Source organism: Pontibacter ruber (assembly GCF_023630205.1).
GTDB lineage: Bacteria > Bacteroidota > Bacteroidia > Cytophagales > Hymenobacteraceae > Pontibacter > Pontibacter ruber.
On the sequence record NZ_JALPRR010000004.1, the window covers coordinates 324,987 to 345,308 of the forward strand.

General features: G+C 49.8%; 17 protein-coding genes. 13 read left to right on the plus strand and 4 right to left on the minus strand.

The window, feature by feature from the left end:
• Positions 1-28 precede the first annotated feature (28 nt).
• Complete coding sequence (locus tag MJ611_RS17950; RefSeq protein ID WP_250431824.1) at positions 29-2,980, minus strand: glycoside hydrolase family 3 N-terminal domain-containing protein; 2,952 nt, start codon at positions 2,978-2,980, stop codon at positions 29-31.
• A gap of 417 nt (positions 2,981-3,397) precedes the next feature.
• Between MJ611_RS17950 and mutL the strand changes: the two genes are divergently transcribed.
• From mutL to MJ611_RS17965, 3 genes are all read left to right on the plus strand, one after another.
• Positions 3,398-5,224: a DNA mismatch repair endonuclease MutL gene (mutL, locus tag MJ611_RS17955; protein ID WP_250431825.1), complete on the plus strand. Its 1,827-nt coding sequence runs from the start codon at positions 3,398-3,400 to the stop codon at positions 5,222-5,224.
• 120 nt (positions 5,225-5,344) lie between these two features.
• Positions 5,345-6,106, plus strand: a complete 762-nt coding sequence (locus MJ611_RS17960) for a rhomboid family intramembrane serine protease (RefSeq protein ID WP_250431826.1) — start codon at positions 5,345-5,347, stop codon at positions 6,104-6,106.
• 6 nt (positions 6,107-6,112) lie between these two features.
• Entirely contained in the window at positions 6,113-7,024 is a 912-nt protein-coding gene (locus tag MJ611_RS17965; protein WP_250431827.1) for a rhomboid family protein, read from the plus strand.
• Positions 7,025-7,653: 629 nt separating this feature from the next.
• Here the strand turns inward: MJ611_RS17965 and mdh are convergent.
• Both mdh and tilS read right to left on the minus strand, forming a co-directional pair.
• On the minus strand, positions 7,654-8,595 hold the full coding sequence (mdh, locus tag MJ611_RS17970) for a malate dehydrogenase (protein ID WP_250431828.1): 942 nt from the start codon (positions 8,593-8,595) through the stop codon (positions 7,654-7,656).
• A gap of 164 nt (positions 8,596-8,759) precedes the next feature.
• Positions 8,760-10,094 carry a tRNA lysidine(34) synthetase TilS gene (gene tilS / locus MJ611_RS17975; RefSeq protein WP_250431829.1) on the minus strand — a complete coding sequence of 445 codons (1,335 nt, stop codon included), beginning with the start codon at positions 10,092-10,094 and terminating at the stop codon, positions 8,760-8,762.
• A 132-nt stretch (positions 10,095-10,226) separates the two neighbouring features.
• Between tilS and MJ611_RS17980 the strand changes: the two genes are divergently transcribed.
• The 10 genes from MJ611_RS17980 to MJ611_RS18020 all read left to right on the plus strand — a co-directional run bounded on the left by MJ611_RS17980 (position 10,227) and on the right by MJ611_RS18020 (position 19,743).
• The gene (locus tag MJ611_RS17980; RefSeq protein ID WP_250431830.1) at positions 10,227-11,870 is read left to right on the plus strand and encodes an OstA-like protein; all 1,644 of its coding nucleotides are present in this window, start codon (positions 10,227-10,229) and stop codon (positions 11,868-11,870) included.
• Positions 11,871-11,946: 76 nt separating this feature from the next.
• Entirely contained in the window at positions 11,947-12,789 is an 843-nt protein-coding gene (locus MJ611_RS17985) for an outer membrane protein assembly factor BamD (RefSeq protein ID WP_250431831.1), read from the plus strand.
• Positions 12,790-12,800: 11 nt separating this feature from the next.
• A complete protein-coding gene (locus MJ611_RS17990; RefSeq protein ID WP_250431832.1) occupies positions 12,801-13,127 on the plus strand; it encodes a DNA-directed RNA polymerase subunit omega in 327 nt (108 codons plus the stop codon).
• A gap of 5 nt (positions 13,128-13,132) precedes the next feature.
• Positions 13,133-13,693, plus strand: a complete 561-nt coding sequence (locus MJ611_RS20660; RefSeq protein ID WP_317233153.1) for a flavoprotein — start codon at positions 13,133-13,135, stop codon at positions 13,691-13,693.
• Complete coding sequence (gene coaBC / locus MJ611_RS20665; protein ID WP_317233154.1) at positions 13,674-14,336, plus strand: bifunctional phosphopantothenoylcysteine decarboxylase/phosphopantothenate--cysteine ligase CoaBC; 663 nt, start codon at positions 13,674-13,676, stop codon at positions 14,334-14,336. Before MJ611_RS20660 ends, coaBC begins: the two co-directional genes overlap by 20 nt.
• Positions 14,329-15,234 carry a type IX secretion system protein PorD gene (gene porD, locus MJ611_RS18000; protein WP_250431833.1) on the plus strand — a complete coding sequence of 302 codons (906 nt, stop codon included), beginning with the start codon at positions 14,329-14,331 and terminating at the stop codon, positions 15,232-15,234. Before coaBC ends, porD begins: the two co-directional genes overlap by 8 nt.
• 72 nt (positions 15,235-15,306) lie before the next feature.
• Positions 15,307-15,534: a hypothetical protein gene (locus tag MJ611_RS18005; protein WP_250431834.1), complete on the plus strand. Its 228-nt coding sequence runs from the start codon at positions 15,307-15,309 to the stop codon at positions 15,532-15,534.
• A gap of 106 nt (positions 15,535-15,640) precedes the next feature.
• Positions 15,641-17,320, plus strand: a complete 1,680-nt coding sequence (gene recN / locus MJ611_RS18010) for a DNA repair protein RecN (protein ID WP_250431835.1) — start codon at positions 15,641-15,643, stop codon at positions 17,318-17,320.
• Between the two features lie 83 nt (positions 17,321-17,403).
• Positions 17,404-18,216: an enoyl-ACP reductase FabI gene (locus MJ611_RS18015; RefSeq protein ID WP_250431836.1), complete on the plus strand. Its 813-nt coding sequence runs from the start codon at positions 17,404-17,406 to the stop codon at positions 18,214-18,216.
• A 624-nt stretch (positions 18,217-18,840) separates the two neighbouring features.
• On the plus strand, positions 18,841-19,743 hold the full coding sequence (locus tag MJ611_RS18020; protein ID WP_250431837.1) for a glycosyltransferase: 903 nt from the start codon (positions 18,841-18,843) through the stop codon (positions 19,741-19,743).
• 182 nt (positions 19,744-19,925) lie between these two features.
• On the opposite strand, the gene MJ611_RS18025 is transcribed toward MJ611_RS18020, so the two are convergent.
• Positions 19,926-20,297, minus strand: coding sequence for a cupin domain-containing protein (locus MJ611_RS18025; protein WP_250431838.1), 372 nt, complete (start codon positions 20,295-20,297; stop codon positions 19,926-19,928).
• Between the last annotated feature and the right edge of the window lie 25 nt (positions 20,298-20,322).

A 20,322-nucleotide genomic window follows, 5' to 3' on the forward strand; every position in this document is an offset into this window, starting at 1 on the left:
CTGCGCTTTCTTAACTGTAAGCTCTGGTTTATGTTTTAGGTACTATGGCTTTATACACCAGGTCATGTATTCTGGTGCGGATATTATACTTCACAAGTTTAGAGTTCCCGGCATCCGGGTACACCCGGTTCGACAGGAAAATGTAGATCAGCTTGTTTTCAGGGTCTACCCAGGCGCCGGTGCCGGTAAAGCCGGTGTGGCCAAAGGTGCTGGCAGGTGCCAGGTTTGACGTAGGCCCGATTCCGTCCGGATCAGGCTTGTCCCAGCCCAGCCCGCGGCGGCTATTGGTATACTGTCTTTTGGAAAATTCCTGCACTACTTTGGTCGTGAAGAAGTTATGGCCGCCGTAATTGCCGCTCTGCAGGTTCATCTGCAATAATATCGCCAGATCGTTGGCATTGGAAAAGAGGCCGGCGTGGCCGCCAACACCGCCCATCATGGCCGCTCCCTGGTCGTGCACCGTACCCCAGATCAGGTTCTGGCGGAAATACCTATCGTCTTCTGTCGGAGCGATGATCTCGCGCGGATGTTTCAGCAGCGGGTTGTAGGTCATGGTGCTCAGCCCGAGTGGTCCGTAGAAGTTCTGGTCTAAGAATTCGTTCAACGGCTGGTTTAGTAACTTTTCAGCCATACGCTTCATGATGTAAAAGCCCAGGTCACTATACTCGTATTCGTATGTCTTGGCCCCTTTCTTCTTTGGCGTAAGCTTGGATTTAACTGTCCAGGCCCAAAGGGAGTCTTCCATCGTTTTGATGGAATAAATGCCAGGGATCACCTCGTTGGTATAATCGTCGTTGCGGGCACTGGCGTAGAACGTCTGCTTCAGATGCAACTGGTCTATGGTTTTCTGCCAGTGCGGCAGACCGGGCTTCAAACCAGCCTGGTGTGCCAGCACATCCCGGATGATCAGCCCTGACTTGTTCGTGCCTTTCAACTCCGGCAGATAAGTCGATACCTTCTCATCGAGGCTGATCTTGCCCTGGTCTTTCAGAAACATCACAGCCTGTAAGGTGGCAGCTACTTTGGTTATGGATGCGATGTCGTAGACAGTTTTGTTAGTTACCGGCTTTTTGGCATCGTACGTATACGTGCCGTACGCTTTGTTGAAGATAACGGTGCCATCCTTCACGACCAGCACCTGGGCGCCTGGCGTGGCCGCGTAAGCAATCGCCTCCAGCGCCACGTTGTCGATCTGCGCCAGTACCTTAGAATCCATGCCTACACTTTCAGGCACGCCATACTTGAGGCGGCCTAAAGTAGGGGTAACGATGCCCATGCCGGCTTTATACTTGGCCGATGCTGTGATGGGTAACTTGCCTTTGGCTGCGCGTGCGCCGAACAGCACCTGCGGTACCAGTGACTGCGAGATTGTATTGTCTTCGTAGCCGGCTACCAGCCACTTGCTTCCTTCAAAGAACTGCAAACTATAAGCATTGCCCATTACCACAACCACCACTTTTTTGTTCGTGCGCTGCTCCAGGTACTGGATAAAAGCCCGTGTTCCAAGGCCAATGCCAAAGTCCTTGAAAGGGGTGTTGTTCATGTTATGGATGCTTACCACCACCACATCATCATCCTGCAGTTGCGGAATGAGCTTGGTGAAGGCAGAGTCCGGTGCAAAGCGGTCTTTGATGGTAAAGCTTTTAACCGGCGCGTAGCTGCCAAGCGTCTGCTGAAATACGTTATCACGATCAGCACCGATGGCTACGGAAGCAATGCTCAGGGTATCGAGGTTACGGAAAGGCAGTAAGCTGCCTTTGTTCTGTACCACAGTTACCGCATGTTCGTAAAGTTGTTCCTGTACCACGTTGCTCAGCGGCCGGTCTATCTCTTCCTTCAGGTTTACCAGCGACACAGGTTTATAGTTGTTCAGCCCGGCCCAGTACTTGGCATGCAATATTTTGCGTACGCGCTGTTCGATATCCACAGGGTTCAGTTTGCCGGACGCAATCGCTTCCCGGATCTTTGTTACTGCAGCGGGCACATCCTCCGGAAAAAGCAGCACGTCGTTGCCTGCCATCAGGGCTCTCAGGTCTACTTCGCCTGGTCTATAGTATTTGCTTACGCCTTTCATGTTTAGGGCGTCTGTAAATACAAGGCCTTTGTAGTTCATTTTCTCCTTCAGCAGGCCGGTTACCAGCGGGCGTGAAAGGGTAGTGGCCAGGTTACGGGTGCTGTCGATGCTTGGCATGTACAGGTGCGCTACCATCACGCCCATCACGCCGGCTTCAAAAGATCGTTTAAACGGGTAGAGCTCTACTTCCGTCAGGCGTTTGATGTCGTGCTTTATGACCGGAAGGGCCAAGTGCGAATCGGTGTCGGTGTCGCCGTGGCCGGGGAAGTGCTTGGCTACTGCGATGATGCCATGGTCCTGCAGGCCCTCGATGTAGGCGATACCGCGGCGGGTAACTTCTTCTTTCGATTCTCCGAAGGAACGGTTACCGATCACCGGGTTGGCAGAGTTTACGTTCACGTCCAGCACAGGCGAAAAGCTTACGTTTACGCCCAGGCGTTTCATCTTCAGGGCGATCTCACGGCCCATCAGGTAAATATAGCGCTCGTCATCCAGCGCGCCCAGCGTCATCTGCTTGGCAAAGTGCATGCTGCTGTCGAGGCGCATGTTCAGGCCCCACTCGGCATCCATGGCAATCAGCAACGGTACTCTGGCCTGTGCCTGGAAACGGTTGTTCAGCTGGGCCTGGCGCACCGGACCACCCTGCATAAACATGAGTCCGCCTATGCCATATTGGGCAACAAGGTTGTCTATTTCGCGGAAGTGTGCTTCGTTTTTGTTGGAGTAGGCGGCCACCATGAAAAGCTGGCCGATGCGCTGGTCCGGAGTAAGAGCGTTAAAGACGCTGTCTACCCAATTTTTCTCTTTCACGCTCACCACGACCTCTTCTGACGACTTAAGCGACATCAGAGGCCCCATCCCGAGAAAAATAAGTATAAGCAACCCTAAACTAAAACTCTTCAACATCCTGCACTGGTATTATATGTTATTGGAACAAGTCGAAAATAAGCCTATTTTTGCAGAAGACAGGACAGAAATAAGTGAAGTGCACTTGTTATCGCACTGCCCTCAGCTGATCAGAAAAGAAGGTAATGCTCTGCCACCTGACTTACTGCCAGAGGTAGTTCAGACCAGGCTTCTACAGGTGTTAACGCTACACCACCAGAATTCATACACGCAACTTTTGCAATAATCAGGAAAGTAAGCAAGCTGGCTTTTACAGAACTTTTCCAGCCTCTTTTCGCAATTGGTCTGTAAATTAGTAATAATTTTAATTCTGAATAAGTTCTGTTTTTACAAAAAAGTAAATCTCAAAAACCTCACCATACTTATACAGGTACTGAGACTTGAGTAAAAATTACCACAAAAGAAGGAATATACCGGATGCCCGATATTATAAATTTACTGCCTGATTACCTTGCCAATCAGATAGCCGCCGGAGAAGTGGTGCAGCGCCCCGCCTCGGTGGTGAAGGAGCTGCTGGAAAATGCCATCGATGCCAGGGCTACCAGCATTCAGCTGATTGTGAAGGAGGCGGGCAAACAACTGGTGCAGGTGGTGGACAATGGCATCGGCATGTCGGAAACGGATGCCCGCATGTGCTTTGAGCGCCACGCTACTTCTAAGATCAGCTCTACCGAAGATCTTTTCCGGATCCGGACGATGGGTTTTCGCGGAGAGGCCATGGCATCGATTGGGGCGGTGGCGCAGGTAGAATTGAAAACCAGAACACAGGCAGCCGATACCGGCACACGCATTCTTGTGGAAGGCTCCACGGTAACGCTGCAGGAACCAGCTGTGGTACCCGCCGGAACTTCCATCGCGGTTAAGAACCTCTTCTTTAACGTGCCGGCCCGGCGCAATTTTCTGAAAACAAATGCCGTAGAGATGCGCCATGTGCTGGACGAGTTTCAGCGGGTGGCACTGGCCTACCCGGAGGTAAGTATGACGCTGTACCACAACGACATGGAGGTGTTCAACCTGCCGGCCGGCAAACTGAGCCAGCGCATTGTCGGGGTGTTTGGGAATAACTACAAAGAGCAGATGGCTTACTGCGAGGAAGATACTTCTTTCCTGAGCGTGCGCGGCTACATCGGCAAGCCGGAGTTTGCCCGTAAAACCCGCGGCGAGCAGTTCTTCTTCGTTAATAACCGCTTTATCAAGAGCGGTTACCTGAACCATGCCGTGATGACGGCTTTTGAAGGCCTGCTGCCTAAAGAGAGCCATCCCTTTTATGTGCTCTTTATTGATATAGAGCCCGAGAAGATCGATATAAACGTACACCCGACCAAGACCGAGATCAAGTTCGAAGACGAGAAAACGGTGTATGCCATTGTACATGCTGCCGTCCGGAAATCGCTGGGGCAGCACAACATTGCACCTTCCCTAGACTTTGAGGGTGACGTGAACTTTGCCCCTTTGCAACCCATACGCCTGCAGGGCGGGGGGCAGAGCGACTTTGATGCAGGTAGTAGCTTTAACGGCTTCAGTACGCCTGCTTCGCCAAAACGTGCCAGCACCGAAGGCTGGGAGCAACTGTACGAACCATTGAGGCAGCAACCGGCAGCAGAGGAGCGCAGAACGTCGGCCTCTACCACAATGAGCCTGCTCGACGATGCCTTTGCCGCTGAAGCTCCGGCTGCAACCAACAAGGCCGTGCAGATCCATCAGAAGTATTTGCTGGTACAGGTAAAATCCGGTGTCCTGATCATCGACCAGCAGGCGGCGCAGGAGCGTATCCTGTACGAAAAGTATATTGCCTCGCTGCAGAAAAAAACTGGCGCTTCGCAGGTGCTGCTCTTTCCGCAAACCTTAGAACTATCGCCTGCCGACGCTGTTTTGCTCAAGGAAATGGCAACTGAGTTTAAGGACATGGGCTTCCAGTTTGAAGACTTTGGCGGCAATACCATCATCCTGAACGGTATACCGGCCGACATACAGGCTGCCAACGAGAAAGAGCTGCTGGAAGAATTGATCGAACAGTATAAAAACAATTTGGCTACGCTGAAGCTTGATAAAAAAGAGAACCTGGCCCGTGCCATGGCCAAACGCCTGGCCGGCAGAATGCAGACCCGGATGTCGGACCTGGAAATGAATTCTCTCGTAGACAAACTTTTTGCATGCCAGGTGCCCAACTATACGCCGGGAGGCCAAAAGACGCTGGTAATTATGGAGCTTAGCCAGCTGCACGAGCTTTTCCTGAAAGGCTAAAACTGATTGTTAAATTGTTGATTGTTGAATGGGCGCTTTTCTGCAGGGCTAAATTGTAGAAAACCGTGCAAGCTCAGCTAATCAGCACGATAAATAAAGAAGATGTTCAACATAACCCCTATGGTCAGGAACCTCCTGATCATAAATGTGGTCGTATTTATACTTCAGGACAACCTGTTTGATTCCCGGCAGTTTGCCTTGTATCACTTTGGCTCGGAGTACTTCAGGCCGGTACAGCTTTTCACCCACATGTTCATGCATGGCAACTGGGCACACTTGTTCAGCAACATGTTCAGCTTGTTTATCTTCGGGCCTTTGTTGGAGCGTTTCTGGGGACCACAGCGCTTTCTGGCATTTTACCTGATTACGGGTCTCGGCGCCAGCCTTTTATACTCTGGCGTGAGGGCGTATGAGCTGAACCAGATCGGGAGTGAGGCAACACAGTATATTGAGAGCCCGACGCCAATGGGTTTTTATACTTATATGGAGGAGCACTACCCGGGCGGTTTCGACAAGCGTTTTGCCATTGAGTACCAGCGTAACCCGGACAGCGAAGCATATATAGAAGAAAGTAAGAAAGCTGTTCGTTACGTATACGACAGAGCCTTTAACACGCCGCTGTTGGGTGCTTCAGGGGCCGTGTTCGGTATCCTGATGGCCTTTGGCATGCTGTTCCCGAACCTTGAATTGTTCCTGTTGTTTCTGCCGATACCGATAAAGGCAAAATACTTTGTGCTTTTTTACGGGGCTTACGAGCTTTATGCCGGGTTTAACCGTGTACCAGGCGATAACGTGGCGCATTTCGCACACCTCGGAGGGATGTTGTTTGCGTATATACTGGTAAAAATGTGGCAAAAGAATGATTATCAGGACTACTATTAAACCGCAATGAGCATTTTTGAAGATATAAAAGATTCTTTCCGCCGGCCAAACAACATCCTTAAGCAGCTGATCCTGATCAATGTGATCGTTTTTGTGACACTGATTGTGCTCAAAACGGTTTTGTACCTGATCGGCAGCTCCTGGATGTACAATGCCCTGATGCGGTATGTCGCGCTGCACGCCAGCCCGATGATGTTTATCACTCGTCCGTGGACCCTTGTTACATACTTTTTTACACACGAGGGCTTTCTGCACATTATCTTTAACATGCTCAACCTGTACTGGTTCGGGCAGCTGATCCGCGAATACCTGGGCGATAAGAAATTGCTGAGCCTGTACGTGCTGGGAGGTATAGCCGGCGGTGTGCTTTACATGTTGAGCTATAACTTTATTCCATACTTTGCCGACCGGGCTGCCATGTCGCAAATGATCGGTGCCTCGGCGAGTGTGCTGGCTATTGTGGTAGGGGCGGCTACTTTATTGCCGAATTATACTTTCAACCTGATCCTGATCGGGCCGGTTCGCATCAAGTACATTGCTGCTTTTCTGGTTATACTTTCTATTTCGGGCGCTGTAGGCGATAACGCCGGTGGGAACATTGCGCACCTGGGTGGTGCTTTCATGGGGTGGTTGTTTATCAAACAGTTGCAGCGCGGCAGCGACATGGGACGACCAATACATGCGATACTTAATTTCGTGACGGGCATCTTTAAGCGAAGGCCAAAACTGAAAGTAACGCACAGGCAACCAAGTACTGTAGGTAGCGGGGCTTCCTCCTCTTCTTACACAACGAGTTATGGAGGCAAGCCAAGCCAGATGGAGATAGACCGCATTCTGGATAAGATCTCCAGCTCCGGCTACGAAAGCCTTTCCAAAGAAGAAAAGCAAAAGCTGTTTCAGGCAAGTCAGAAGGATTAAGTATAACTGTAGAGGAATTTATACTTATAGTTGAAGTTTATACTTTGCGCCGGCAAGCCTTTGCTCCGTAGCAGTCTTTGATCCTCAGTCTTACTTGCCTAAATTTTCATTTTATACTTTTGGTTCGCTCACGGCCGCGGGGCCTCGTCCTCGGGCATCGCGCTGGGAGCTTTTCCTTTGCTCCTGCGTCGCAATATCGCTGGCGCGATACCGGAAAAACTCGCATAGGCGCTCAACCCAAGGACTGGAAATAACACTGCTTCGTAAGCGGTTATGGAACCAGAACCCATTGTAGGGACAGGTCGCGACCTGTCCGTGCTATACCTGCAACTATAGAACTTATACTTCCAATCATAGCTACAACCAAGTTCCCCTCCTTGGATAAGGAGGGGCCAGGGGTGGTTGGATAACTGCTACGATGAAAGTAAAGCTTAACGATAGCAACAGGCTGAATTCCCCTCCTCGGAGGGGGCAGGGGTGGGTTTATACTTTAGCAGTATAAACTCACTCTCGTGTTGTTAAGAAGCAAGCCCATCAGTATAAGACATCACATTTACCTAGAGTATAAAAACCAAAGCGCCGCTCCTTTGCAGAAGCGGCGCTTTGGTTATCAATAAGTAATTTTATACTTAAGCTTTGGCAGCGTTGATGTTGTCAAGCGCATCCATTACTTCTTTTACGTGTCCGCGGGAAGTTTCCAGCAGTTGCTTCTCCTCATCGTTCAGTTGCAGCTCGATGATCTTCTCGATACCGTTCTTGCCAAGTATAACCGGCACGCCCAGGTATACACCATCGATGCCATACTCGCCTTCCAGACGAACGCAAACCGGGAATACACGACGTTGGTCACGAACAATAGCTTCTACCATCTGAGCAGCTGCTGAACCCGGAGCATACCAGGCAGAAGTACCCATCAGTTTTACAAGCTCGCCGCCACCATTTTTGGTGCGCTCAACTATAGCGTTCAGTGTTTCTTCGTCGATAAGCTCAGTTACCGGGATACCGCCAACTGTAGTGTAACGCGGAAGCGGAACCATCGTATCGCCGTGGCCACCCATCAATACTGCCTGGATGTCCTTTGGAGATACGTTCAGTGCCTCAGCAAGGAATGCTCTGTAACGTGCCGTATCCAGGATACCAGCCATACCCATTACTCTTGTGCGTGGCAGCTTAGAAGTAATGTGTGCAGCGTAAGTCATCACGTCAAGTGGGTTAGAAACCACGATGATGATGGCGTTAGGAGAGTGCTTTACAATGTTTTCAGTTACTGATGTAACGATACCTGCGTTTGTAGAGATCAGGTCGTCGCGGGTCATGCCCGGCTTGCGTGGCAAACCGGAAGTGATTACTACTACATCAGAATCAGCAGTTTTGCTGTAATCGTTGGTTACGCCAACAGTGCGTGTGTCGTAAAGGTTGATGGGGGCTTTCTGCCAGATATCAAGCGCTTTGCCCTCAGCAAAACCTTCTTTAATATCCACTAGTACTACTTCGTTCGCGATTTCGCGGTAAGCCAGCACGTCAGCGCATGTTGCACCCACGTTACCTGCTCCAACTACAGTTACTTTCATTGTCGGATACTTTATTTGGTTTGAGAATTCGGTTAACTCCGGTAAAATTAGAAAAATCTATTTGGAAAAACTTTGTTTTTGGACAAAAGACTATTAGACAAAAGTCAATGGATTTTTGGGTTTTCTACCATGGCGTCTTTTGTCCTTTGTCAAAATTTTCTTTGTCAAGAAGCCGTAGGCTTCATCGTTATCTCCAGCACCCGCTCGGTCTTATCGGTTACTTTAAAGCGGTTGTCCAGGCGCTGGCCCACAATCCAGGCAATGGACTGGTCAGACACTAATACCAGCGTTTGGCTTTTAAGGTTGGCTGGTACCTTTTTGTCAATCAGGAAATCGCTGATCTTTTTTTTGCCGTTCATGCCAAGCGGCACAAACCAGTCGCCTTCCTGCCAGCTGCGCAGCTTCAATGGGAACCTGAGCTGGTCAGCGTCCAGGGCGGCTACATGCGGTTTGGTGTTAAGCTTATACTTGTCGGCGGCTATACTTCGGATGGTGAAGTATAAATTACCGGCTTCCGCCTCTGTCTGCCCCTCGGCGATGGTTATACTTCCGAAGCTGCTCAGATTCCTGGGCGTGATTACCAGCTGGTCGCGGTCTTTCACCAGGGTATGGGTAGGGGAGTCGAACTGCTTGCCCGAAAGGCCATCCAGCGCCTCTACGAGCTCCAGTACCACGCTGTAGCTGAAGTTATACGGGCGCAGCAACTCGTGCAGCACTACCGGCAGGCCTGTAGCATTTTGTAACGGCAGCAGCGAGATGTAAGTAGCGTTCTCGGCTTCTTTTATACTTTGCTCGCGCAGGTTTTCGATGTAGGCAGCCACGATACTTTCGGCATGGCTCACGCGCTCTGCCGTGTGCTGCATGGTTTCTTCCAGGTTCGGGTTGATCTCTTTCAGAACCGGAATTACCTCGTGACGGATTTTGTTGCGTTGGTACTTGGTTGTCTCGTTGGAGGTATCCTCGCGCCAGATCAGCCGTTCGGACGTCACAAAATCATAGATGTCGTCTTTGGTAAGGGTAAGCATTGGCCGGATGATGTGCCCGTTTTTAGCCGGAATGCCATGCAGGCCGGCAATGCCGGTACCTTTGGTCAGGTGAAGCAATATGGTTTCGGTCAGGTCGTTGCTATGGTGGGCGGTGGCGATATAGTCGTAATTTTCCTGCTGGCGCACCTGCTCAAACCACTGGTAGCGCAGCGTGCGGGCTGCCATCTGGATCGATAGTTTTTCCTGCTCTGCGAAAGCGCGGGTGTTAAAGTTCTCGGTAAAGAAAGACACGTTGTACTGCTTGGCCAGCTTTTTGGCGAACAGCTGATCTGCCTCGGCGTCTTCGGCACGCAACCCGAAGTTGCAATGAGCAATGGCGAAAGTATACTTGAGCTGGTGCAGCACCTCGCAAAGCACCACCGAGTCGATGCCGCCACTTACGGCAGCCAGTATCCGGCTTTCAGGTTGGCAGAGTTGGTGCGACTGGATTAAACCTAAAACTTTCTGTAGCATAAGGCAGTGGCTGGTAATTTTTTTCTAATTTTGAATTTATACTTGACAAAAGAACTTTTTGACGAAGGACAAAGGAGGGAGGAGTTCGTTGGTCTTTTGTCAAAGTGTCTTTTGTCTTTTGTCAGATAAAGAATGAACATCACAAAACTACTGTATTCTCTTGTGTTTACGCTGTTTTCGCTGACAGTTTTGGCCCAGCAGCGGCCAGCTGCGCAGCAACGGCCACAAACACAACAGCAATCAGATAAAGTAGAGCTACAAGGCGCCGACTCGCTGGAGGGCGTTACCATCAACGGGCAGCGGATCACGAAGCTCCTGGGCAACGTAGTTTTCAAGCAGAAAGAGACGTTCCTGTATGCTGACTCCGTGTACCAGTACCGCGACAGCGACATGCTGGAAGCGTTTGGTAACGTGCGTTTTAACCAGGCTGATACCGTGACGATGACCGGCAGCCGGGCTACTTATGATGGCGCCAAGCGTACGGCACGCATGAGCGGCGGCGTAACCATGCAGGACCCGCGTATGACGCTCACCACCCCCAGCCTCGACTATGATTTTGAAACCCGTACGGCAACCTACACCGAGGGTGGCACCATCGTAGACCCGGAAAACCGCCTCGAAAGCCGCCGCGGCTCCTATGATACAAAATCCAAAATGTTCACCTTTCAGCAGAACGTAAAGGTAAACTCGGCTGATTATACCATTACGGCGCAGAACATGCGTTATAACACGCTGAGCAAGATCGTATACTTTCAGGGACCAACGTATATCAAAGGGCAGCAGGGCGATTTGTATGCTGAAACAGGTACTTACAACACCATTACCAAAGTCTCCCGGTTCGGGCGCAATGCTTATATCCAGACGCCGGAGTACCGTTTAGGGGGCGACGACCTGTTTTATGACGAGGGCAGGGGATATGGCACCGCCAAAACGAACGTGTCCCTGAAATCGCTTAAAGACGATGTTACCATACGCGGGCAGGTTGGCCGTTACTGGCGCGACCAGGGCGTGGCGAAAGTGTCAGGCAGCCCGGTTATGGAAACCATCATGGATGGCGATACCCTGTACCTGTCAGCAGACAGCCTGATCTCGCGCGAGGCCAAAACGCCGGATGCCAAAAGTATGCTCTTTGCCTTCAACAACGTAAAGATCTTCAAGAAGGACCTGCAGGGCAAATGCGACTCGCTCAGTTACAACCGCACCGACTCGGTGATGTACATGAACGTGAAGCCTATACTTTGGAGCGAAGAGAGCCAGCTGGTTTCCGACACCATCCGCATTCACCTTCGCAACAAGACCATCGATAAGATGTACATGTTCAGCAATGCCTTCATCACTTCCGAAGACTCGCTGCGAAACTATAACCAGGTAAAGGGCCGTGATATGACTGCCTATTTTCAGCAGGGTGATATCCGGCGAGTGGATGTAAATGGCAATGGCGAGAGTTTATACTTTGCCCTGGAGGGAGATACCACCCTGACAGGTATGAACAAAGCCATCTGCAGCAACATGGTTCTGAAGTTTGCAGAAAATAAATTGAAGACCATCTCGTTCCTGGTAAAGCCGGACGCCAGTTTCATTCCGCCGCATGAGTTAAAGGAAAGCGACAAACAGTTGGAGGGCTTTACCTGGCTGGCAGATCAGCGACCGGCTAAGAAGGATATTCTGGCCACACGGACCCCGATAGCACCTCGGGTGCAGCCTAAAAAAGCTACAAAAACCAAAAGCACCAAGGACTCCGGCAAATCAAAAAGGCAGGCTAAAAGCAAAAAATAACACATCACAGCAGACCTTTACCGGATAATTTTTCAGTTTTGTAAATCACGTGGATATTCTATAATTTTGCCCGTTCATGAATAGAGGCTTTTTACATACCGTTGTACTGATCGGATTATTGCTCGTAGCCGCTGGCTGCAGCAATTTCCAGAAGCTTTTAAAAAGCGACAACGTCGACAAAAAATACCAGGCAGCGCTACAGTATTACGAAAAGGAGGATTACTACCGCGCCAGCCAGCTGCTGGAGCAGGTAATGCCACTGCTGAGCGGTCGTGAAGAGGGAGAACGGGCCCGGTTCCTGTTTGCCAATTCACAGTTCAAACAAGGGGATTATATCCTGAGCGCCTACCAATTTAAACTGTTCTACGAAACTTACCCGCGCAGCGAACTGGCCGAAGAAGCCATGTTCCTGTATGCACAGTCGCAGTACAAGCAGTCGCCGACCCACAGCCAGGACCAGACCAGCACATTAACGGCCATAGAGGCCTTGCAGGAGTTCCTGGTGCGCTACCCAACGAGCAAATTTGCCGAAGAAGCAAACGGGATGATCGAAAAACTGACGGCAAAACTGGACCAGAAAGCATTTGAAAGTGCCCGTTTATACTACCAGCTGCGTTATTTCCGCTCAGCGGTAGTGGCCTTTACCAATTTCCAGCGCGAGAACCCTTCTTCGCCATATGCCGAGGAGGCTGCTTTTCTGAGACTGGATGCACAATACAGGTTTGGCCTTGAAAGTGTGCCTGACAAACAGCAGGAACGTTTTATGGAGGCGGTAGATTATTACCAGAGCTTCATCGATCAGTATCCTGAGAGCCGTTTCCTGCGTAGTGCCGAGCAGGTGTATGAGAATACACTGGCTGAACTTGAAAAGGTTAAGAAAACAAATACCGCAAACACAGCAAATACCGCAAATAAATAAAATAAGAATATATGGCATCAGTTCCATCATCAATCGTTACCCGCAACATGGCGGACTTTGCAGAGCAGACCGGCAATGTATACAAGTCTGTTGCTGTAATTTCCAAGCGAGCGAACCAGATCTCTGTGAAGTTGAAAGAAGAGTTGAACTCTAAGCTGGCCGAGTTTGCCACTACTGTGGACAACCTGGAGGAGGTATTCGAGAACCGTGAGCAGATCGAGATCTCTAAATACTACGAGCGTTTGCCAAAGCCTACCAACCTGGCTGTTGAGGAATTCCTGGAAGGAAAAGTTTACGTGCGTACTCCTGACGAAGAGACAGAAGAGCCTTCATTCTAAACCGGATGCTCCGGCACAAGAAAATCATACTGGGAGTTTGCGGAAGCATCGCGGCCTACAAAGCTGCCCTGCTGGTCCGCCTACTCGTTAAATCAGAAGCAGAAGTTCAGGTAATCCTGACAACTTCTGCTTCTGACTTTATTACCCCTCTTACTTTAGCCACTTTATCGAAGCGGCCTGTGCTCAGCCAGTTTGTAAAAGACGAGAGCGGCGTGTGGCACAACCACGTGGAACTTGGCCTGTGGGCAGATGCCATGGTTGTGGCTCCGGCCAGCGCCAATACCATAGCCAAGTTCGCTAATGGCTTCTGCGATAACCTGCTTAGTGCTACCTATCTATCGGCGCGTTGCCCTGTTTTTGTGGCGCCTGCCATGGACCTGGATATGTACCGGCACCCGGCAGTGCAGGCCAACTTTACAAAGCTGCGAGGTTATGGCAACCACATTATAGAGGCAGGTTACGGCGAACTGGCGAGCGGTTTGGTGGGGCAGGGACGTATGGCAGAGCCGGAGGAAATTGTACAAGTGTTAGAGAATCATTTTTCAGGTGTTGGACAAATCGTTTAACGGCAGGAAAGTTATACTTACTGCAGGCCCTACCTACGAACCGATCGACCCGGTGCGGTTTATCGGGAACCACTCTACCGGTAAAATGGGATTTGCCTTGGCAGAGTGCTTTGCGAGACATGGAGCGGAAGTACACTTGGTTGCAGGCCCGACAAACCTGAAAGCACAAGATCCGGCCATAGAGGTGACGCATGTTACCACCGCCGATGAAATGTACGAGGCGGTTCGCCGCCTGGCACCGGCAGCCGATATCTGGGTATTTGCCGCTGCCGTGGCAGATTATAAGCCGAAAGCCGCCTCAGCAAAGAAAATAAAAAAAGCGGGCGACGAACTGACCATTGAGCTCGTTAAAAACGTTGATATTGCAGCAGCGCTCGGCAAAGAAAAGCGTACTGATCAGTTCTCGGTTGGTTTTGCCCTGGAGACGGATAATGAGACCGTTAACGCCCGGGAGAAACTGCAGAAAAAGAACCTTGACATGATCGTGCTGAATTCCCTGAATGATCCGGGGGCTGGTTTTAAGCACGATACAAATAAAATCACTATTATTGAACAGGAAGCGACCACGGCTTTTGAACTCAAATCGAAAACGGAGGTGGCGCAGGATATTGTAAATCTTATCTGGGAGCGGGTACATGCTTAAGAAACTACTTGTTATGCTGTTTGTCTGCTTTGCGGCCCTGGGAGCAAAGGCTCAGGAGTTGCAATGCGAAGTTGTGGTAAACAGCGAACAGGTACAGTACACCGACCGTCAGCTGTTCACGGACATGCAGAACCGCATTTTCGAGTTCATGAACAACCGTCGCTGGACAAACCAGGCGTACAGCGTAGATGAGCGCATCAAGTGCAGGCTGCTCATCAACCTGACTGAAATGCCCGAGATCGGTACGTTCAGGGCGAACGTGCAGGTGGTTTCGGTAAGGCCAGCCTACGGCACCGGATACGAATCCACACTTTTCTCTTTCATTGATAAAGACTGGCTGTTTCAGTACAACGATGCGCAGCCACTCGATTACGTGGAGAACAACTTCACCTCCAACCTATCTTCCATGCTGGCCTTTTATGCCTACATGATCATCGGCATGGACAACGACAGCTTTGGACGATTGGGCGGAGCCCCGGCCTACGATAAAGCGCGAAGTATACTTAACCTGGCGGCATCGCAAAACTCGGTGTACCCGGGCTGGAAGCCTTTCGAGAGCAACCGCAACCGCTACTGGATGATCGATAACCTGCAGGACCCGCAGTTTCTACCGTTCCGTGAAGGCATCTATGCCATGCACCGCCAGGGCCTGGACCTGATGGCAGAGAATCCGGAGAAGGGGCGCAAATCGGTGTTGGTTGTACTGCAGAATATCCAGAAGCTTTCGCAGCAGAAGCCGGGAGCTGCCATTATCCGCTCTTTCTTTGAGGCCAAGTCTGACGAACTGGTAAACATGTTTAAAACGGCTGCCCCCGCCGACAAGCAGGCTGCTTTTACCGTCCTATCGCAGGTAGACCCTACCAACAACAGCAAGTACGAGACTTTGCTAAAACGCTAAAATTTTTAGGATTTCATTAAATTGGTGTAACTTCACAGTGGCAGAACACCCTGCTGTGATTATACTTATTCTATGGGCAAGCGCCAGGTCCGTGTCTTCCGAAAAGATCTAGAACAACGTTTACCCGAACTGTTGCAACAACCAGCGGTTCAGGTGGTATTGCGCAACAAAGTGGTACTGACAGGTGCACTCTCAAGTATGGAAGATAAGCTGCAGCTAACTGATAAGCGTTCGGGTAAACATGATTTTACGCCGGATCAGATAGAAGAAATCATCTTTGATGTGGAAGCGCCTTATTAAAGTATAACCTATACTTCAACCTTCAAGAAAATATTAACAGAAATAACGAACTTTAGCATAGGCAAAAAGTCTTACATCTTATGTCTATAGTCTCGGGACTACATTTATGCTGATAGATCTTAAAATAAAGAATTACGCCCTGATCGAGAAACTGGAGATGAACCCGTCACCGGTGCTCAATATTATTACAGGCGAGACCGGAGCCGGTAAATCCATTATGTTGGGAGCCATTGGCTTGCTGCTTGGCAACCGGGCCGATACCAAACTGCTTTTCAACCAGGATGAGAAGTGCGTGATTGAAGGTGTGTTTGATATCTCCTCTTACAACCTGCAGGAGGTATTTGCCGCCGAAGACTTGGACTTTGATAACCAGTGCATCCTGCGCCGCGAGATCAGTCCGAGCGGTAAGTCGCGCGCTTTTGTGAACGACACGCCGGTAACCCTGGACGTGATCCGCAAGATCGGCGAAAACCTGATGGACGTGCACTCCCAACACGACACGCTGCAGCTGGGTGATACGAGTTTCCAGCTGAACATCCTGGACGTGTATGCAGGCAATACTTCGCTTGATATTTATGCCGGCAATACTTCTTACCTGAAGACCTACTATACTTCATACCGCAACTATAAAAAGCTGGAGTCAGAGTATAAGAAGCTAGAGGACCAGCTGGCGCAGTCGCAGAAAGAGCTGGATTACCATACCTTCCTGCTGAACGAGCTGGAGGAGGCAAGCCTGCAGGAAGACGAGCAGGAGAGCCTGGAAGCAGAGCTGAAGCAGCTGGAAAACGCCGAAGATATCAAGCTGAAGCTGACGCAGGCAGTGCAGTACCTGACTGAGTCGGAGTTCAACATTACCTCTGCGCTGAAAGACACGGCTTACCTGATCGGGCAGCTGGCGCAGTTCGGACCCAAGTATGACGAGCTGCGTACCCGCACCGAAAGCTGCATGATCGAGCTGCAGGACATTGCCGGAGAACTGGAAGACGCCGAGCGCAAAACAGAAGCCGACCCGCAGCGTGCCACGGAGGTGAGCGAGCGCCTGAACCTGATCTATACTTTGCAGCGCAAGCACCAGGTGCAATCAGTAGCTGAGTTACTGGCCATACAGGAGGAGCTGTCGCAGAAGGTGGGTAACGTACTGAACCTGGATAATGCCATCGCCAAAACCAAAAAGGAAATGGAAGCAGCTTACGCCGAGGTGCTGGAACATGCCGAGGTATTATCGGAGAGAAGGAAGTCCGCTTTTGGTAAATTTGAGCAGGAATTACACGACCTGGTAGCGGAGCTGGGAATGCCAAATGCACGCATTGTAATTCAGCACAAACCGGCCGCACCTTCTGCTACGGGTACCGACGAGATCAGCATTCTGTTCAGTGCCAACAAAGGCTCTACGCCGCAGTCGCTGGTAAAAGCGGCTTCCGGTGGTGAATTCTCGCGCCTGATGCTGAGCGTGAAATACATGCTGGCCGATAAAACGGCTCTTCCGACCATCGTGTTTGACGAGATCGACACCGGTATATCCGGTGAAGTGGCTGTGAAGGTAGGCAAGATGATGCAGCAGATGGCTCAGAAACACCAGATCATTGCCATTTCGCATTTGCCGCAGATCGCGGCTCAAGGCGATTCGCATTATTTTGTGTACAAGCACGACACCGAAGACCGTACCATCAGCCGCATTAAAAAGCTGAACGACGAGGAGCGCGTAAACGAGATCGCACACATGATCGCGGGGGCTAACCCAAGTGCCAACGCGTATCAAAGTGCCAAAGAGTTGCTTTCACTATAACGAGTTATTGCTATATTGCTGCTGTTTTTGCGGCCCGACCGGAAGAACCCTGAAATTAGCAACGAACACATAATCATTAAGACATGTCCTATAATCTGCTTAAAGGAAAGAAAGGAATCATTTTTGGTGCGCTGGACGAGAAGTCTATTGCCTGGAAAGTAGCTATGCGTGCAAAAGAGGAAGGCGCAGAGTTTGTGCTGACCAACGCGCCGATTGCCATGCGTATGGGCGAGATCAACAAGCTGGCGGAGGCGTGCAACGCTCAAATTATACCTGCCGATGCTACGTCTGTAGAAGATCTGGAGAACCTTTTCACGAAGGCGCAGGAGATTTTAGGAGGTAAGATTGACTTCGTGCTGCACTCTATCGGTTCAAGCCCGAACATCCGTAAAGGCAAATCGTACGGCGACCTGAACTATGACTGGTTCCAGAAAACACTTGATATTTCGGCGCTTTCCTTCCATAAAGTAATGCACGTAGCAGAGAAGCAGGACGCCATGAACGAGTGGGGCTCTATCGTAGCACTTTCGTACATCGCAGCGCAGCGCGTGTTCCCTGACTATACGGATATGTCGCATGCCAAAGCGGTGTTGGAGTCTATTGCCCGCAACTATGGCTACCGTTTAGGTCGCGCTAAGAAGATTCGCGTGAACACTATTTCCCAGTCTCCGACCAAAACTACGGCCGGTACCGGTGTAGGTGGCTTCGACGCCTTCTTCGACTATGCAGATAAAATGTCGCCGCTTGGCAATGCTCCGGCAGAGGCTTGCGCAGACTACTGCATCAGCCTGTTCTCGGACCTGACCCGCTACGTAACCATGCAGAACCTGATGCACGACGGTGGCTTCTCTTCCATGGGTATCTCTGAGGATATCGTAGAACTGATTTCTAAGTAATTTGAAGATTTGAAGATGTGGAGATTTGAACATGATTAATTCGAACTCTGCATATATAAAACAAAAGCCTCTGGTTTGCTCCGGAGGCTTTTGTTTTATACTTATGATTGAAGAAGATGAGGATATATAATTACCTTTTTTATAAGTCTTACCAGTTAACTAACGCGTCGAGAAACTTTGATGATCTTCCAGTAAAGGCGATAAGTTTTGTAGTTCTTTGCCTAATGCTCAACATCTTTACTGTAGCATTACTTTTAGAAGGATTTGGGCTAGCTGATATTACTTTTAATAAGAAGTATAAGTATGCCTTTTCACTAGCATTGGTCTTACTCACATTTTTCTATTATTGCCAAGGCAAACGGTATCAAAGAGTTATAGATCACTACTCAAGAGTTGAACGAGAAACTCAGATTGGTATACACCCAATACTTGTGATTGCAGTTTATTATTTCTCAAGTTTTGGTTTGTTGCTGCTATCCGGATTGTTTAAAAATGGTGACTGGATTTTTAGTAAGTAGGTAAATGTTTAAGCACATTATACCTGAATAGGCTCATTACACATCTTAGTCAAGTTGTTATAGCAAAGTATAGCTACATCAGAGACTTAATGCCACTCAATGGAAAATGAAAATAGCCTTCGTACATAGCGGAAAAGCCTACCTGCCCGAAATAAAGGCCTATGTAAGGTACTTTAATGCGCAGGAGGGGTATGAGGCAGAAGAACTCTTTGCAGACGACAAAGAAAGTATAAAAAGCTACAACGTGATCTGGCGCTTTCAGGGTGTGGATCTGCAAGGTACATCCAAAGATCAGATTCTGATACACGAGTATAATTCGCTTTCTGTCGGAAGATTCCATTCACAGAAAGATCTGCTTAAAAAGCTGCTGAACGTAAAGCCGCAGGGGCGCATTTTTCTGAATCAGGCGGTAAAAGACAAGTATAACTTCCGCGATAAGGTGCCTTATTTACTCCGAGACATGGGCATCGCGGAAGAGTTCTTCCTAAAGCAGGAGCAGAAGGATTATGATTTTGTGTACATCGGTACCATGGCTGCTTCCAGAAGTATAGCTGTGTTTCTGGACCACCTGATTAAGCACTTTCCAAAATATAAAGTGTTGCTTATCGGAGAGCCTTCTGCAGAACTATACCAGCAGTACAGCAAGTTCAGTAACATTACGTTTACCGGCAGACTACCTTATGCGGAGATGCCACAGGTAGCCTCAAAAGCAACGTATGGGCTGAACCTAGTGCCGGACGTATTCCCTTACAACATCCAAACATCCACTAAGCTGCTCGAATACTGCGCCCTAGGCTTAAAGGTGATTTCGACAGATTATACCTGGGCCAGAGAATTCCAGAACCAGGTGCAGGGGAAGTTCTTCTTTGTAAATAAGGACCGGTCGAATTTCAAGCCGGAGCAGTTGGAGCGATTTGATTTTCAGACGCCGGATGTAAGGGCATATACCTGGCAAAATATACTTCAGAGAGCAGGGCTGCTGGCTTTTCTGGAATCGTTGAAAAGGTAATGTCGCTAGATTTTGGAAACAAGTGAGTCTGGAGACTCACTCCTATAGATTTGGCACGGAACTGAGTTCCGCGCCAGGAAAGTAGCCATCAAGTATAAAATAAAAGCCCGGTCTACTGCCCGGGCTTTTATTTTATACTTGGCGATAACAAATCTTCTCATCCCCAAATCTCCAAATCAACTCTACTCCTCCTCGCGATGAACGGTGTTGATGTCGAAGGCCGGCACGCATACCGACCAATACTCGGTTTCTTCATCGTATGGGTTGGCGTAGCGCACGCGGGCGCCTGCTTTTATCAGGATGGTTTCACCGGCTCCTACTTCCACCTCTTCACCGTCTATCTCGATAAGTTTGCGGCCGCGCAGCACAATGGTCACCTCGTCAAATTCAGGGTTCTGGTGCGGTTCGCTCCAGTGCGGTGGGGCCACCATATGTGCAACGCTAAAGGAGCCGGTACGCGTAGAGGCATGCCCAAAATGTTCTTCTATTAACTTGCCGTCGGCGGTGGGCACCCGGAACGGTTTGGTCTGTTTCAGGTATCTTTTCTGGCTCATTGTTCTGTGTTTAAAGTATAAGAAG